Source organism: Streptomyces sp. NPDC048349, assembly GCF_040651925.1.
GTDB lineage: Bacteria > Actinomycetota > Actinomycetes > Streptomycetales > Streptomycetaceae > Streptomyces.
Genome location: NZ_JBEZLA010000036.1, coordinates 63,488 through 78,423, shown reverse-complemented (window position 1 = coordinate 78,423; position 14,936 = coordinate 63,488). Strand labels below are relative to the sequence as shown.

14 protein-coding genes are annotated in these 14,936 nt (G+C 72.6%); 5 read left to right on the top strand and 9 right to left on the bottom strand.

What is annotated here, in order from left to right; genetic code table 11:
- Positions 1-132: 132 nt before the first annotated feature.
- From AB0D44_RS20665 to AB0D44_RS20655, 3 genes are all read right to left on the bottom strand, one after another.
- Positions 133-1,479: a DUF2637 domain-containing protein gene (locus AB0D44_RS20665; protein WP_362592847.1), complete on the bottom strand. Its 1,347-nt coding sequence runs from the start codon at positions 1,477-1,479 to the stop codon at positions 133-135.
- A gap of 114 nt (positions 1,480-1,593) precedes the next feature.
- Positions 1,594-2,355 carry a DUF3558 family protein gene (locus AB0D44_RS20660; protein ID WP_362592844.1) on the bottom strand — a complete coding sequence of 254 codons (762 nt, stop codon included), beginning with the start codon at positions 2,353-2,355 and terminating at the stop codon, positions 1,594-1,596.
- A gap of 127 nt (positions 2,356-2,482) precedes the next feature.
- Positions 2,483-3,358 carry a DUF3558 domain-containing protein gene (locus AB0D44_RS20655; protein WP_362592842.1) on the bottom strand — a complete coding sequence of 292 codons (876 nt, stop codon included), beginning with the start codon at positions 3,356-3,358 and terminating at the stop codon, positions 2,483-2,485.
- A 192-nt stretch (positions 3,359-3,550) separates the two neighbouring features.
- Between AB0D44_RS20655 and AB0D44_RS20650 the strand changes: the two genes are divergently transcribed.
- On the top strand, positions 3,551-4,744 hold the full coding sequence (locus AB0D44_RS20650; RefSeq protein ID WP_362592840.1) for an RtcB family protein: 1,194 nt from the start codon (positions 3,551-3,553) through the stop codon (positions 4,742-4,744).
- A 193-nt stretch (positions 4,745-4,937) separates the two neighbouring features.
- On the opposite strand, the gene AB0D44_RS20645 is transcribed toward AB0D44_RS20650, so the two are convergent.
- Positions 4,938-5,690 (bottom strand): hypothetical protein, encoded by a 753-nt coding sequence (locus tag AB0D44_RS20645; RefSeq protein ID WP_362592837.1) that lies wholly within the window; start codon positions 5,688-5,690, stop codon positions 4,938-4,940.
- A gap of 239 nt (positions 5,691-5,929) precedes the next feature.
- On the opposite strand from AB0D44_RS20645, the gene AB0D44_RS20640 reads away from it, so the two are divergent.
- Together AB0D44_RS20640 and AB0D44_RS20635 are read left to right on the top strand one after the other, a co-directional pair.
- Positions 5,930-7,549, top strand: a complete 1,620-nt coding sequence (locus AB0D44_RS20640) for a glycosyltransferase family 39 protein (protein ID WP_362592835.1) — start codon at positions 5,930-5,932, stop codon at positions 7,547-7,549.
- Positions 7,550-7,595: 46 nt separating this feature from the next.
- Positions 7,596-8,738, top strand: a complete 1,143-nt coding sequence (locus tag AB0D44_RS20635) for a glycosyltransferase (protein WP_362592832.1) — start codon at positions 7,596-7,598, stop codon at positions 8,736-8,738.
- A gap of 154 nt (positions 8,739-8,892) precedes the next feature.
- Here the strand turns inward: AB0D44_RS20635 and AB0D44_RS20630 are convergent, their stop codons facing one another.
- Positions 8,893-9,654 carry an SDR family oxidoreductase gene (locus AB0D44_RS20630; protein WP_362592830.1) on the bottom strand — a complete coding sequence of 254 codons (762 nt, stop codon included), beginning with the start codon at positions 9,652-9,654 and terminating at the stop codon, positions 8,893-8,895.
- A gap of 189 nt (positions 9,655-9,843) precedes the next feature.
- Here AB0D44_RS20630 and AB0D44_RS20625 point away from each other — a divergent pair, with 189 nt between their 5' ends.
- Entirely contained in the window at positions 9,844-10,320 is a 477-nt protein-coding gene (locus tag AB0D44_RS20625; RefSeq protein WP_362592827.1) for a hypothetical protein, read from the top strand.
- Here the strand turns inward: AB0D44_RS20625 and AB0D44_RS20620 are convergent.
- From AB0D44_RS20620 to AB0D44_RS20610, 3 genes are all read right to left on the bottom strand, one after another.
- On the bottom strand, positions 10,308-11,897 hold the full coding sequence (locus AB0D44_RS20620; protein WP_362592825.1) for an FAD-dependent oxidoreductase: 1,590 nt from the start codon (positions 11,895-11,897) through the stop codon (positions 10,308-10,310). The genes AB0D44_RS20625 and AB0D44_RS20620 overlap by 13 nt on opposite strands.
- Before the next feature lie 240 nt (positions 11,898-12,137).
- Entirely contained in the window at positions 12,138-12,881 is a 744-nt protein-coding gene (locus tag AB0D44_RS20615) for a Mut7-C RNAse domain-containing protein (RefSeq protein WP_362592823.1), read from the bottom strand.
- Between the two features lie 41 nt (positions 12,882-12,922).
- Positions 12,923-13,339 carry a helix-turn-helix domain-containing protein gene (locus tag AB0D44_RS20610; protein ID WP_362592820.1) on the bottom strand — a complete coding sequence of 139 codons (417 nt, stop codon included), beginning with the start codon at positions 13,337-13,339 and terminating at the stop codon, positions 12,923-12,925.
- Between the two features lie 129 nt (positions 13,340-13,468).
- Between AB0D44_RS20610 and AB0D44_RS20605 the strand changes: the two genes are divergently transcribed.
- Positions 13,469-14,365, top strand: a complete 897-nt coding sequence (locus AB0D44_RS20605; RefSeq protein WP_362592855.1) for an NADP-dependent oxidoreductase — start codon at positions 13,469-13,471, stop codon at positions 14,363-14,365.
- On the opposite strand, the gene AB0D44_RS20600 is transcribed toward AB0D44_RS20605, so the two are convergent.
- On the bottom strand, positions 14,349-14,879 hold the full coding sequence (locus AB0D44_RS20600) for a GNAT family N-acetyltransferase (protein ID WP_362592818.1): 531 nt from the start codon (positions 14,877-14,879) through the stop codon (positions 14,349-14,351). The genes AB0D44_RS20605 and AB0D44_RS20600 overlap by 17 nt on opposite strands.
- Between the last annotated feature and the right edge of the window lie 57 nt (positions 14,880-14,936).

Genomic DNA, 14,936 nt, shown 5'->3' with positions numbered 1-14,936 from the left:
AACGCTCGACTGGGAAACCCCAGCCGAGCGCCTGCGTAAACTCCTCGCGACCTGATCAAACCGACTACGTGTTGCGACGATCCCTAGAAACCGCCCAGGGGTGCGGGCCCTTCGCTTGCCGTCGTACGGCCCTCAGGCGATGTGCTCGTTCTCCAGGTCCTTCTGGTAGCGCTGCTTGAACGCCGGGATCATCCGGCGCAGCAGGGAGCCGCTGCGCGGATGGGTCACGCCGTACCCGTCCGACAGGTGTATGTCGAGCGCCTCGGCCGTCGGGAAGTCGTTCTGCTCGTCCACCAGCGCGCGGAACACCTTGTACGCGACCTCGGCGAACTCGGCCTCGTCCGGCGTAGCCGCCACATCTGCGGCATCCGCGGCGTCCGAGGCCGCTGCGGGGCGCGGCGCCGGCATCGGCAGCTGTCCGTGCACGGACTTCGGCTGCGGCTCCTCCGGCCCCGTCGGGCGCATGACCGGGGTCGGCTCCAAGCCCTCGACGTACTGCGGGTTGTAGCCGCCCTCGTACGCGGCCTGCGGAGCCAGCGGTGCCGCGAACCAGGCGCTGTTGTGTGCCGCGGGCATCGCCGTCGGCTCCACCGCGAACGGCGGCGGTGCGTGCACGGCCGCAGCGGCCGCAGCGGCCACCTGGACCTGGCCCGGGCCCTGGCCCTGGCCCTGGCTTTGCGCCGCGACCTCCTGCACCACGGACCCGGACCCGGACCCGCCGGACTCGGCGGCCGTCGCGGCCCCCGCCTCCAGGGCCGGGGCCGATACCGCGGCAGGAGCCGCCGGCGGCAGCAGCGCCGGATCGATACCCGCCGCCGCCAGCCCCTCCGGCGCCGTCTGCGACAGGGGCACACCGATCCGCGCCAGCTTCAGCGGCATCAACGCCTCCACCGGCGCCTTCCGCCGCCACGCCCGCCCGTACCGGGCCTGCAAGCGCGCCTGGTAGATCAGCCGGTCCTGCTCCATGCCGACCGCCTGCTCGTAGGAGCGCAGCTCCCACAGCTTCATCCGGCGCCACAACTTGAACGTGGGCACCGGCGACAACAGCCACCGCGTGAGACGCACGCCCTCCATGTGCCGGTCCGCGGTGATGTCCGCGATCCGGCCCACCGCGTGCCGGGCCGCCTCGACCGTCACCACGAACAGGATCGGAATGACGGCGTGCATGCCGACACCCAGCGGGTCCGGCCACGCCGCCGCACCGTTGAACGCGATCGTCGCCGCGGTGAGCAACCACGCCGTCTGGCGCAGCAGCGGGAAGGGGATCCGGATCCAGGTCAGCAGCAGGTCCAGCGCGAGCAGCACACAGATACCCGCGTCGATGCCGATGGGGAACACCAGCGAAAAGCTGCCGAAGCCTTTCTGCAGGGCCAGCGCACGCACCGCGGAGTACGAACCCGCGAAACCGATGCCCGCGATGACGACGGCTCCGGCGACCACGACGCCGATGAGTATCCGGTGCGTACGAGTCAGCTGCATCGCCGCCACCCGCGATCCCCTCCCCATGTCGAGCACACTTACCGAGCCTTTACCCGGCCGCAGCAGGCACAGCGTACGGGTGACCCGACGTCAACGCCTCAGGCGGGCCTGCTCCTACTGCGCGGGCTGCGGGGACTGCTGCTGCTCCGGCTGCTTGTTGGCGGCATCGACCGAGGCCGCGGCCTCCTTCGCCGCCGCGATCGCGTCCTGGAGCAGCTTCGCCTGGTCCGGCGCCCCCGCACCCTCGTACGCGGCACCGTTGTAGTCGAGCGTCACGACCACGTTCTGCGTGCGCGCCACCACCGTCGTGTTGAAGAAGTCCACGTCCTTCTTCACGCTGTAGACGACCGTCGCGCCCTGGTCGCCGATCCCGCCCGCCTCCTCCGCCTTCAGGTTCTGCGCGCCCTCGGACGCCTTCGCCGCCTCCACCTGCTTGTGGAACTGCTCCTCCGCCCGCTTGTTGGCACTGCCCAGGGAGGCCTGCGAGTCGTAGCGGAAGAGGGAGATGGACAGCCAGCGGTACTGCGAACCCTTCAGGCCGTCCTCGTCCAGACCGTTCCAGGAACAGCTGGCCCGGCTGGCCAGGTCGTTCGACTTCGTCGCCGTGCCGTTCTTGTCCTTCGCCTCGGGGACCAGCGTGTCGACCGTCGCGGACTGGACGGACTTGCACGGGTCCGGAAGCGTCGCGTAGGCGGCCTTCTCCAAGGTCGCGGAGGGCTTCGCGCTCGGCTTGCCGGACGAAGAGGATTCGGACTTCTTGCCGCCGTCCGAGCCGGAGCCCTTGCCCGAATCGGACGAGCACCCGGCGACGGTGAGGATCACCGGGACGGCTGCGCAGGCGAGAACGCGGGTGAGGCGCGAGGCTGATCGGTGCATGTTTCCTTCAGTACGTTTTGTGGGTCTTCTTCGGACACGGGGTCGAACGCGGAACCCGGGCAACGGTAGCCCGATCCGGTGGCGGCGTGCTGTGCGCGCCGTCACCCCCGGCCCCGGCGGACCCGGCTCACTCGTTGAGGCGCTCCACCAGAGCCTGCGCCAACTGCCGTGCCCTGTCCTGGGTTTCGGCGCTGGACGGGACGATGCCCGGCAGCGCCGGCTGCACGCTGTACTCCAGCGTGACGATCACATTCGAGGTGCGGAACACGATCCGTACGGTGCGCGACTGCGCCGCCGCGGCTCCCGCGGGGCTCAGCTTGTCCTCGACGAACGCCTCGTTCCCCAGGCCCTCCAGCACGCGCGAGCCGAGCTCGACCGGGACGGACGGGCTGCCGGAGGGCGCGGGCGCGGTCGAAGCCGATCCGGCGCCGGCCGGCGGCGCGGCCGGAGCGGAAGGCGCGGGCGAGGCGGTGCCGGGGGCCGCGCCGGGAGCGGCGCCGGGCGGCACGGGGCTCGCGGTCGGACCGGGGAAGGGCAGCTTGGCGTCGGTGAGCTGGCGCACGTACACCTGGCGCGCCTTGTCGTCGTCACTGGCGGCGGCCCGGTCATAGGACACCACGCGCTCGAAGCCCACCGACAGCAGCCGGGTCTCCTCCGGCGTCTGCGCGCTCCAGCGGCACCCGACCCGCCGGTCGCCGTCGTACGAGGCGTCCGCGGTGCCGGCGTACATCTGGTCGCGCTGCTCGGGGGTGAGCGACTCCGCGGCCGGGAGCATGACCTTGAGGCGCTTGCTGTCGGCCCCGGCCTTGCAGGGTGCGGGCAGCACCCGGTACTTCCCGGGCTGCGCGGGCACGGCCTGTCCGCCGCCCGCCTTGGAGTCGCCGGTACCGCCGGTCGTGGTCCCGCTCCCGCTGGTGCACCCGGTCAGACCGGCCGCGCCGGCCACGAGTGCGGTGAGCATCGCGATGCCTGGCAGGGCTCGCCGTACCGCCTTGCGCTGCACGTCCAATGGCTCCCTTCGACCGGCGGGCCCGCCGACGGTCAGGAAAATGCGTTGCCGCGGCTCGGGCGCGGATGGACACAATGTCTATCGCACACGCTGGTGCTGGCGCCGGTCCCCTGTCGTATTTGGGATCAAGAGCGAGGCTTTTTGCGTATTGAGACTTTTCTGCGGTTTTCGGGGGATGTAAGCCATATGTCGTATGTAGAGGTACCTGGGGCGAAGGTCCCGATCCGGATGTGGACCGACCCGGCGTCGGTCGAAGACCACGCGATGCAGCAGCTGCGCAACGTGGCGACCCTTCCGTGGATCAAGGGCCTGGCCGTCATGCCCGACGTCCACTACGGCAAGGGCGCCACGGTCGGCTCGGTGATCGCGATGAAGGACGCCGTCTGCCCGGCGGCGGTCGGCGTGGACATCGGCTGCGGCATGTCGGCGGTGAGGACCTCGCTGACGGCGAACGACCTCCCGGGGGACCTGTCGAAGCTGCGGTCGCGGATCGAGCAGGCGATCCCGGTGGGGTCCGGGATGCACCGCGAGGCGGTCGACCCGGCGAAGCTGTACGGGTTCTCGGAGGCGGGGTTCGGGGACCTGTGGGAGCGGTTCGACTACGTCGCGGACGCGGTGAAGTTCCGGCGGGACCGGGCGCTGCGGCAGATGGGAACGCTCGGCTCGGGCAACCACTTCATCGAGGTCACCACTGACGTGTCCGGTGCGGTGTGGCTCATGCTGCACTCGGGGTCGCGGAACATCGGCAACGAGCTGGCGGACTTCCACATCAACGTGGCTCGCGGTCTCACGCACAACCAGGGCCTCGTCGACCGGGACCTCGCGGTCTTCCTCGCGGCCACGCCCGAGATGGAGGCGTACCGCAACGACCTCTTCTGGGCCCAGGAGTACGCGAAGTACAACCGTGCGGCCATGATGAGCCTGTTCAAGGAGGTCATCCGCAGGGAGTTCCGCAAGGCGAAGGTCTCCTTCGACCGCGAGATCAGCTGCCACCACAACTACGTGGCGCAGGAGCGGTACGACGGCATGGACCTGCTGGTCACCCGCAAGGGCGCGATCCGGGCCGGCAGCGGCGACTACGGGATCATCCCCGGCTCCATGGGGACCGGCTCGTACATCGTGAAGGGGCTCGGCAACGAGAAGTCCTTCAACTCCGCCTCGCACGGCGCGGGCCGGAAGATGAGCCGGACCGCGGCGAAGAAGAGGTTCTCGGCCCGGGACCTGGTGGAGCAGACCCAGGGGGTCGAGTGCCGCAAGGACTCGGGGATCGTGGACGAGATCCCGGGCGCGTACAAGTCGATCGAGCAGGTCATCGACCAGCAGACCGACCTCGTGCAGGTCGTCGCCAAGCTGAAGGCCGTCGTCTGCGTGAAGGGCTGAGGGGGGACGACGCAGCGGCCGGCTCGGGCAGTCGCAGGTCCTCGGTGCAGTCGCAGGTCCTCGGCCGGGGCCCGGCGGCGCCATGCCACCTGTGCCTGCGCGTCGGCCTTTCACGGGTCGCGCGCACGTGTGCCGTGCCCGGAAAGGCCGGGCACGGCACACGGGGTTTCGGCTCAGCGGGATCCCGATGGGGTCAGGGGCGCGCGTTGAGCTTCGAGAGGCCCTTGTTGGGTGCTGCGCTGACGCCCGGCCTCATGGGGGCGCCGTTGGCGACCAGGGTCGTTCCCGGCGGCTGCGGGCTGGCCGGAGTCCAGACGCGGGGGCTGGGGCAGTCGAGCGTGTCCGGCTCGCCCCGGACCACGTCACAGGTGGTCTCGTAGATCTGTCCGGCCGTGGTGACCACCTCGACGATGACCGTGTTGGCGGTCTCCGCGATCGTGATCCCGCACGGGTTGGCCGGGAAGGTCGAGGACGGCGTGCTGAGGTTGTACCAGGTGTACGCCGGGTTGATGGGGTTGGGCGCGTTGAAGTCGTACACGCCCGCCCACGCGGTGCCGTCGGGGGTCAGTACGGCCTTGTACTTGACCTCCTCCTCGTCCCACGAGGTGGAGACGTCGATGCACGGGCCGGTGGCGCCCGTGGCTCCGGTCGCGCCGGTGGCTCCGGTCGCGCCCGTGGCGCCGGTGGGGCCCGCAGGGCCGGTCGGGCCGGTGGGGCCGACCTTGCCCTTGCACTTGTCCCGGTCGCTGCGGTCGCCGTCGTAGCCGTCGGGACCGTCGTAGTGACCGTCGTCGTCGTAACACTCGTCGCCGCCCGCGGCGATGCCGGCCGGCTGCGGCCTCTCGGCGACGGCCAGCGCGGGGTTGGCGAAGCCGAGCATCACGATCGCCAGTGATGCCAGTGCCCCGCCGGCGACCCACTTGCCCTGCCGGGGAAGCGGGCCCATGCGGGACGGTGTCCTTTTGTCAGGACTCATGTGTGTGTGCTCCTCGTGGAACCGGATGGATTGACCCAGCAGCGCGCTGTGGGTCTCGTCGGGCATCTTTCGGGCAAATTGCGCGAAATGTCGGGAGGCGCGTGGTCCGATCATCAGATCGTGGGCATGTGGGGAGCCGATCAGGCGAATGCCGGGGTCACCGTCCGTGGCAGCGCCGGGTGGCACCGCAGCGGCGATATGACTGTCCCGTGACGACTCTCATCGGTCCTGCTCGGAACGCAGAGGTTCGGCCCGGGAAAAGGCGGCGACGCCTCCTCGGGAGACCTCCAGGCCTGTGGCTGTGGCCGCTGCTCGCCACGCTGGCCCTGGCCTTGTACGGGATCGACGGCCCCCAACTGGGCACGGACGAGCTGGTCACCTGGAACGTGGGCGAGCGCAGCACGGACCGGATCTGGGCCCTGGTGCACAACGTCGACGCGGTGCACGCCACGTACTACCTCCTGATGCACGGCTGGATGGCCGTCTTCGGCGATTCGCAGTTCGCCCTGCGCATGCCCTCGGCGCTGGCCATGAGCGGCGCGGCGGCGTGCGTGGCGCTGATCGGGAACCGGCTCTTCGGCCGGCGTGCCGGGCTGTGCGGCGGGCTGCTGTTCGTGCTGATCCCCGCCGTGAGCCGGTTCGCCCAGGAGGCGCGCAGCTACGCACTGGTGGTGCTGGCCGCGACCTTGGCGACCTATCTGCTGCTCCGGGCGCTGGACAGGACCCGCAGCGGGTGGCGCTGGGCGGCGTACGGGATGTGCGTGGCGGTGGTGGGGCTGCTGCACCTGGTCGCGCTCACGGTGGTGCTGGGGCACGTGGCCCTGCTGGTCTTCCGCTTCGTCCGCCGTGAGCGCGGCGGGCTGTGGGGTTTCGGCCTCGCGCTCGCGGCCGGCGTCGCCTGTGTGGTTCCGGTGGTCGTGCTGGGCAGGTCGCAGGCGTCCCGCCAGCTGTTCTGGCTGGCGGCGCCGGGCGCGTGGGGGCTGGTGGACATCTGGCCCCAGGTGTTCGCCTCGGCGCTGTGTGCGGGAGTGGTGATCACACTGGCCGCGCTGGCGTGGCGGGAGGCGCGCGAGGGGCTGGTGCTGTGTCTCACGGTGGCGGTGGTGCCGCCGCTGGTGCTGTGGGCGGCGTCCCACGGGGAGGTCTCCTACTTCCGGTTCCAGTACGCGCTGTTCACCGTGCCGGCGTGGGCGGTGCTGGCGGGGGCCGGGTTGGCGAGGGTGACCCGGCCGGCCGGGAAGTCTCGGCTGTCCGTGCCGGCGCTGCCGTCCCCCTCCCTGCCGTCCCCCTCCCTGCCGTCCCAGTCGTCCGAGCCGTCCGAGCCGGCTCTGCCTGCCCGGCCGTCCCGGCGGTCGTGGCTGCCGGTCGTCGTGGGTCTGGCCGTACTCGGACTGCTGGTGCTCCCCGACCAGCGCAGGGTGCGCGGCCCGTTCGAGCACGACGTCCCGCACGCCGCGGATTACGCGGGAGCGGCACGGACGATCGAGAAGTACTACCGGCCCGGGGACGCGGTGGTCTACGTCAGGGGTGCGCCGTGGATGCTCGACCAGGGGGTGCGCTACTACCTGCAGCGCGACCTGAAGCTGCCCGAGGTGTTCCTGGCCAAGACGGCGGCCGAGCACGACGAGCTGTACCCGGTCCACTGCACGCAGCCGGCCGCGTGCTTGAAGGGCGAGAGCCGGATCTGGGTGGTGGTCCCGGGCAACGGGCCGGATTCCCTGGATGCGGTTCCCGGGCAGCAGGCGCGGGCGCTGCGCGCGAAGTACACCACCTACGGGTCGGAGCAGCTCAGCGGTCTGACCGTGACGCTGCTGCAGCGCAAACCGTAGGGCCGGCATCCCCTTCCGGTAGGGACAGAACAGAGAGGGACGGGCTGTGACATCAACGGTCTGCCTGAACATGATCGTCAAGGACGAGGCGCACGTCATCCGGCGCTGCCTGGAATCGGTGCGCCCGCTGATCGACAGCTGGGTCATTCTGGACACGGGTTCCACGGACGGCACCCAGGACGTCATCCGCGAGGTCCTCGGGGACCTGCCCGGGGCCCTGCACGAGAGCCCGTTCAACGGGTTCGACGCGAGCCGCAGTGAGGCGATCGACCTTGCGATGGCCCGCGGTGACGCGGACTACCTGCTGTTCATCGACGCCGATGACCTGATGGAGGTGGAGCCGGGCTTCCGCATGCCCGAGCTGACGGAGGACGCCTACCGGGTGGCGCTGCACGACGGGCCGATCATCCACTGGCGTCCGGCCCTGGTCTCGACACGGCTCCCGTGGCGTTATGTCGGCATCCTGCACGAGTACATCGAGTGCGGGCAGCCGTACGGTCTGGGGACGCTCGCCGGTGCCCACATCCGCTCCGTGGGGGGCGGGGCGCGCCTGCGGGAGGACGGTCAGCGGACGAAGTACCTGCGTGATGCCGCACTCCTCCAGCAGGGGCTGCTCAAGGAGCCCGACAATGCGCGGTACGTCTTCTACCTCGCCCAGAGCTGGCGGGACGCGGGTGAGCCGGCGAAGTCGCTGGAGGCCTACGACCGGCGGGCGGGCATGGGGGGCTTCGCCGAGGAGGTCTTCTGCGCCAAGCTGTACGCCGCGCGGCTGGCGGTGGAGCTGAACCGGTCGCCGGCGGAGGTGATGGACCGTTTCCTGCGTGCGCACGAGAGCCGTCCGTCGCGTGCGGAGGCCTTGGGCGACCTCGCCCGGCTGTGCCGCGTGGGCGGGCAGCGGTGGCCGCTGGCGTACATGTTCGCGCGGCAGGCGGTGCGGATCCCGTATCCGGGCGACGTGCTGTTCGTGGAGTACGCCTGGTACGACTGGCGAGCACTGGACGAGCTGGCCGTGGCGGCCTACTGGGTCGGGGAGTACGAGGAGTCGGCGCGGTGTGCGGAGCAGCTCCTCGAGGGCGGCAAGCTGCCGGAGGGCGAGCGTGAGCGGGTGACCCGCAACCTGGAGTTCGCGCGGGGCAAGCTGGGGAAGGCCGGCAGGCTCAACGGCTCGAAGGACCTCGTGGACGCCTGACCGGCGGGGGCGGCCCGGGCGGCGGCCGGGCCCTTCGTCGGCGGACCTGCACGGGGCGCCGTACGGGGGCGCTGTACGGGCCGCTGGGTGCGGCGGAGGCCGCCGGCTGGAGCCGGCGGCCCTGATGCCGCACCGGCGGGGGCGGCTAGGCGGCCTAGAGCTCGCGGTGGACCTTCGTGTTCGAGGCCTGGGCGCGGGGGCGGACCACCAGGAGGTCGATGTTGACGTGGCTGGGGCGGGTCACCGCCCAGGTGATGGTGTCGGCCACGTCGTCGGCGGACAGGGGCTCCGCGACGCCCGCGTACACCTTGGCGGCCTTCTCCGTGTCGCCGCGGAAGCGGGTGGTCGCGAACTCCTCGGTCTTGACCATGCCGGGGGCGATCTCGATGACGCGCACGGGCTGGCCGACGATCTCCAGGCGGAGGGTCTCGGCGAGGACGCGGGCGCCGTTCTTGGCGGCGACGTAGCCGGCGCCGCCCTCGTACGTGGAGTGGCCGGCGGTGGAGGACAGGACGACGACGGTGCCGTCGCCGGAGCCGGTGAGCGCCGGGAGCAGGGCCTGGGTGACGTGGAGCGTGCCGATGACGTTGACCTCGTACATCGTGCGCCAGTCGGCGGGGTCGCCGGTGGCGACGGGCTCGGCGCCGATGGCGCCGCCCGCGTTGTTGACGAGTACGTCGCAGCGTTCGAGGGAGGCGGCGAAGGCGTCGACGGCGGGGCGGTCGGTGACGTCGAGGGCGTGGGCGGTGGCCTCGTGCCCGGCGGCGGTGAGTTCGGCGGCGAGCGCCTCGATGCGGTCCTTGCGGCGGGCGGTGAGGACGACGTGGTAGCCGGCCGCGGCGAGCTGCCGGGCGGTGGCGGCGCCGATGCCGCTGCTCGCTCCGGTGACGACGGCGGTTTTGGTGGCCGTGCTCATGTGCGGGGCTCCTCGTTCGTTCGTACGGGCGATTACCCGCCAGCATAGGTCGGGGTCAGGGGCCGCGCGGAACGCGCCCGGGTGGTGTCGGGGCGCGGGCGAATGGCGGTTCGGCCCGCCCTCATTCGTGTGATGGTCCGACCGGCTGGGGTGGGTGGTGGCTAGCGTCCGCGCGTGGAGGTGGTGGCGATGCGCCGTGTTGCCGTGCGGAGTGTGGTGCTGGCGGGGCTGATGGCCTTCGGCGGGGTGGTGCCCGCGGGCGCGGCCCCCGGGGAGGCCGGGCCGGAGGCGGACGTGGCGTACCACGGGCGGGTGGCCCTGGGCCACGGCCAGTTGCGGATCTGGCTGGTTCCGGAGAACGAGGGGCCCTCGGCGGTGCCCAACGCGACGCTGCGGGTACGTCTGTCGGCCGGTCTCGCGGACCGGCAGCAGCTGTCGGAGGGCTGTGCGCGGGTCGGGCAGCGCGAGGTGGTGTGCGAGACCGGACCGCTGCCGTTGCACGGGCGCGGGCGGCACATCGGGCTGGTGCTGGAGCTGGGGGAGCGGACGCCGGAGGTGGTGGTGCGGGTCGACACGTGGTGGGACGGCGGGGCGACGGACCGCAACCACGCCAACGACGAGCACGTGGTGCTGGCGCTGGACACCGGAGACGCCTACGCCTTCTGAGTGGTGCCGGTGGTGCCGGTGGTGCCGGTGAGGTCGGCGGTGGTGCCGGTGGCGGGAGCGGGCAGGACCCAGGCCGCCACGGCCGCCGCCAGTTCGGCGTCGGTGGCCCGGGGCGCGCTCCAGGCGACGTATCCGTCGGGGCGTACGAGGACGCAGGCGGTACGGGTGGCGGGCGGCGCGCCCGCCGTACGTCGGCCCGTGCGCCAGTGGACGTGGGCGAGCGGGGCTCCGGGCGGGGTGGGCCGGCCGGGCGGGGTGACGAGGACGAAGCCGCCGCAGCGCAGGGCCTCGTAGAGCCGCTGCCCGTGCGGGCCGGGCGCGAGGGCGAGGTCGGGGGCGCGCCGGCCGGCGGGGCGGCGGCTGCCGGGCGGCGGCGGGTAGGAGATGCCGATGCCGGAGACCAGGCCGAGGGCGCGGTCCTGGGCGGGGCCGATGCGGGGGAGGGCGGCCGCGGCGAGGCTGCGGGCGGTGCGGCGCAGGGGGCCGGTGGCCATGACGGCGCGGACCAGGGCGCCGCTGACGCGCAGGACGAGGCGGCCGACGGGGTGGCGTTCGCGGTGGTAGCTGTCGAGGAGGGCCTCCGGGTCGGGCGTGCGGCCGTGGAGGACGGCGGCGAGTTTCCAGGAGAGGTTGGCGGCGTCCTGGAGGCCGGTGTTCATGCCGAGGCCGCCGGCGGGGGAGTGGACGTGCGCGGCGTCGCCGGCGAGGAAGACGCGGCCGGACCGGTAGTGGGGGACCTGGCGTTCGTCGCTGTGGAAGCGGGAGATCCAGCGGGGGTCGTGCATGCCGTGGTCGCTGCCGAGGGCGGTGCGCAGGATGCTGCTCAGCTCGTCGAGGGTGACGGGGTCGGTGTCGCGGGCGCGGCCGTCGCTGCGCCAGCCGATGGCGCGGTACCAGCCGTCGCCGAAGGGGAGGAGGAAGCCGAAGGCGCCGGCGGTGCCGTTGAAGGCGAGGAGTTCCTCGGGGGGCTCGGTCAGGCGGACGTCGGCGAGGACCATGGAGCGGACGACGGCCTGGCCGGGGAAGGGCAGGCCGAGGGCGGTGCGGACGGTGGAGCGGACGCCGTCGGCGCCGACGGCGTGGCGGGCGTGGAGGGTGGTGCGGGTGCCGTCCGTGGTGCGCCGGAGGTCGAGGGTGACGGCGTCCCGGTCCTGGGTCAGTCCGATGAGCTCACAGTCATATCGGATGTCTGTGCCTGTGGACAGCGCGCGGCGCTCCAGCAGTTTCTCTGTCTCATATTGAGGGGTGATGAGCACGAACGGGTAGCGGGTGCTCAGCCGTTGAAGGGAGAGGGCCATGCCTCCGAAGGGGCGCAGGCGGTCGATGGGCCGGCCGGTGCAGACGAGTGCGTCGGCGAGGCCGCGCGCGTCGAGCAGTTCGAGCGTGCGGGCGTGCACGGCGAAGGCGCGGGTGAGGTTGGCGGCGGTGCGGGGGCGGCGTTCGACGAGGGTGACGGAAAGCCCGGCGGCGGCGAGGTCACCGGCGAGGAGCAGTCCGGTGGGCCCGGCGCCGACCACGACGACGTCGATGGTGCCCTCGGTGTGGTCCGCGCCCTCTGCGTCCAGTGCGGCGGTCATGCCTCGGCAGTCTGCCAGCCGCGGGCCCCCGGGGCGTGGAGTCGGGGCCGCTCGGATGCGAACGGGTCGGACTCGGGCCGGTCGGACTCGAACCGGTCGGACTCGGGCCGTGGGGAGTCGGGCGACTCGGCGTCAGACGGTGCCAGGGTCAGGCGGTGCGGGTCAGGCTGTGCGGGGGTCAGGCTGTACGGGGGTCGGGCGTGCCGACGTCAGGCGGGCCGGGGGCAGACGGTGCCGGGGTCAGACGGTGCCGGAGTCGGCCGTGCCGAATTCGAGGAGCGCCTCGTCGACGATCCGCTCCAGGCGGGCGTGGTGGGCGCCGCGCCAGTAGACGCGCTCGCAGTCGGTGCACTGGGCGAAGACGTCGTAGGAGCGGTGCGTGCCGCGCTCCAGGCGGTCGCCCACGCTGTCCTTGTCGGCTTCGCGGAGCGGGCCGTTGCAGGCGGTGCAGCGGGTCCAGGGTGCGAGTACGGGGGCGAACCGGCCGAGGACGTCGCGGAGTTGGTCGTCGGGGTTGTCGCTGTAGACGTAGGCGCCGGCGAAGATCTCGCGGCGGCGCAGCAGTCCGCGGTCGCGCGAGAGCAGTACGCGCTGTTCGGCGGCGGAGCGGGTGGCGAGGGCCGGGTCGCCGATGTCCTCGTTCTCGTAGGCGGCGTCGACGCCGAGCAGGCGCAGGCGGCGGGCGAGGGTGCCGAGGTGGACGTCGAGGAGGAAGCGCAGCGGCGCGCCCGGGACCTGCTGGGGGCGTTCGACTCCGAACACCTCGACGCACTGGCCGTCTTGCGGCACGTAGGAGACGGGTACCTCGCGGCCGTCGACGAGGAGGCGGCCGACTTCGGTGAGCGGGACGCCGGCCGATTCGACGACGTGGCCGAGGCTGGAGGCGCCGTCGGTCGCGGTCGGTACCCGTTCGGCGCGCCGGCTGGGCGCGGCGAACAGGCGCAGTTCGGGGGCGAGGGTGAGCTGAATGCCGGGTCCGTTCACCCTGTCAGCATGCCACTGCCGGGGCGGGGGACGCGCCGGAATTACGAGGTCGCGGCGGCCTGGTCGTAGCGCTCGCGGTGGGCGTTGACCTCGTCGAAGTGGTTTTCGGCCCAGATCTTCACGGAGGAGAGGAGGCAGCCGAGGCTGCTGCCGAGGTCGGTCAGGCGGTAGTCGACGCGGACGGGGACGGTGGGGGTGACGGTGCGGGTGACCAGTCCGTCGCGTTCGAGGGAGCGGAGGGTCTGGGTGAGCATCTTCTGGCTGACGCCGGGGATCTTGCGGCCGAGGTCGCTGTAGCGCATGGAGCGGTCTTCGGCCTGGCCGAGGGCGCTGACGATGAGTCCGACCCACTTGTCGCTGATGCGCGCGAGGAGCTGGCTGGTGGGGCACTCCTTGAGGAAGGCGTCGTAGGCGGAACGGGCCTCTTCGCGGAGGGCTGCGGCGGTGCGGGTGGCCATGGGTTGCCCACTTCCGGGTCGGGTACGCACTCCGGAGTGCGTACTTACGAAAAGAGAGTACCTCTCCCTAGGTTAGTGCTCACACGGAACGGACCGACGGGAGTGGACGACATGAGCGACGAGCAGACGATGCGGGCGGCAGTGGTGGACGGGTTCGGCGGCCCGGAGCGGGTCGAGCTGGCCGAGGTGCCGGTGCCGAGCCCGGCGGCGGGGCAGGTGCTGGTCCGGGTGCGGGCCGCCGGGCTGAACCCGGTCGACGCAGGGGTGCGGGCCGGCGTCTTCGGCGGGACCGGACAGCGGCTCGGTCTCGGCTGGGACGTGGCCGGGGAGATAGCCGGGGCCGGCGGGGGCGTGACGGGCTGGAGCGTCGGCGACCGGGTCGTGGGGCTGCACTACGGGCCGGTGAAGCCGCTCGGCACGCACGCGCAGTACGCGGTGCTCGACGCCTCGGCGGTGGCAGCCGCGCCGGCCACCGTGGACGACGTGGCCGCGGCGGCGCTGCCGCTGAGCGGGCTGACCGCCGCCCGGGCGGTGGACCTGCTGGGCCTCGCCCCCGGGTCCACGGTGCTCGTCACCGGCGCGGCGGGCGTCGTCGGCGGCCTCGCGGTCCAGCTCGCGGCGCGGGCGGGCCTCGTGGTGACGGCGCTGGCGGGTGCGCAGGACGAGGCGCTCGTACGGTCGCTGGGCGCGGCGGCCTTCGTTCCGCGCGGCGCGGCTCCGGCCGGGCCGGTGGACGGGGTCCTCGACATGGCGGTGCTGGGGGAGGCCGCGCTCGGCTTCGTCCGCGACGGCGGGGTCTACGTCGGGGTGATACCCGGCGCCGCCCCGGCGGCGGAGCGCGGGATCCGGGTCGAGGAGCAGGAGGTCGCCGCGGACGGGGAGCACCTGGCCCGCCTGGTCGCCCTGGTCGACGACGGCGCCCTGAGCCTGCGGGTCGCGGACGTCTTCCCGCTGGCGGACGCCGCGAAGGCCCATGCCCTCCTTGCGACGCCGGGCACGCGCGGCCGGATCATCCTGACCCCGTGAGGCCCAGGCCCCCGATCCGGTAGCACCAGTCGAAGCTGGGGTGGGGGACGCCGGGCGGGTACTCGAAGGCGACCTCGCCCAGGCAGGCGAAGCCCGCCCGGCGGCAGACCGCGTTGGAGGCCGCGTGATCGGTGCCGGGGAAGGCGTGGACGGTGTCGCGGGAGCCGTGGGCCCGGGCGTAGGCCAGGAGCTCCCTCACCGCGGCCACCGCCAGCCCGCGCCCCTGGAACTCGGGCAGGACGCCCCAGCCGGTCTCGTAGACCTGCTCGCCCTGCCACTCCCGCTCCCAGAAGCCGACGCTGCCGACGCTCTCCCCGGAGGCCGCCAGGGCCACCCGGAACATCCGCCCGGCCGCGGGCTCCCGGGCGCTGAGCGCCTCGTACCGCCGCTGCCGGTCGGCCAGTTTCCGCGCGGGCTCCGGCCCGCCCAGGTACCGGGTCATGGCGGGTTCGTTCTTGCGCTCCAACAGCCAGAAGTCTCCGGCACTCCAGGGGTTCAGCACCACGGATTCCATGGGTCCAAGGGTGCCCGACGCCGACTGTCCGGGCAGGACGTGCGGCGTAGCATCGGA

What these genes read in the sequence shown, in the direction of transcription:
- AB0D44_RS20665 (WP_362592847.1), bottom strand. Translation starts at nt 1,479, where the DNA reads ATGCAGCTGACTCGTACGCACCGGATACTCATCGGCGTCGTGGTCGCC.
- AB0D44_RS20650 (WP_362592840.1), top strand. Translation starts at nt 3,551, where the DNA reads ATGTCGTATGTAGAGGTACCTGGGGCGAAGGTCCCGATCCGGATGTGG.
- AB0D44_RS20600 (WP_362592818.1), bottom strand. Translation starts at nt 14,879, where the DNA reads ATGGAATCCGTGGTGCTGAACCCCTGGAGTGCCGGAGACTTCTGGCTG.
- AB0D44_RS20645 (WP_362592837.1), bottom strand. Translation starts at nt 5,690, where the DNA reads ATGGGCCCGCTTCCCCGGCAGGGCAAGTGGGTCGCCGGCGGGGCACTG.
- AB0D44_RS20620 (WP_362592825.1), bottom strand. Translation starts at nt 11,897, where the DNA reads ATGACCGCCGCACTGGACGCAGAGGGCGCGGACCACACCGAGGGCACC.
- AB0D44_RS20605 (WP_362592855.1), top strand. Translation starts at nt 13,469, where the DNA reads ATGCGGGCGGCAGTGGTGGACGGGTTCGGCGGCCCGGAGCGGGTCGAG.
- AB0D44_RS20630 (WP_362592830.1), bottom strand. Translation starts at nt 9,654, where the DNA reads ATGAGCACGGCCACCAAAACCGCCGTCGTCACCGGAGCGAGCAGCGGC.
- AB0D44_RS20610 (WP_362592820.1), bottom strand. Translation starts at nt 13,339, where the DNA reads ATGGCCACCCGCACCGCCGCAGCCCTCCGCGAAGAGGCCCGTTCCGCC.
- AB0D44_RS20625 (WP_362592827.1), top strand. Translation starts at nt 9,844, where the DNA reads ATGCGCCGTGTTGCCGTGCGGAGTGTGGTGCTGGCGGGGCTGATGGCC.
- AB0D44_RS20660 (WP_362592844.1), bottom strand. Translation starts at nt 2,355, where the DNA reads ATGCACCGATCAGCCTCGCGCCTCACCCGCGTTCTCGCCTGCGCAGCC.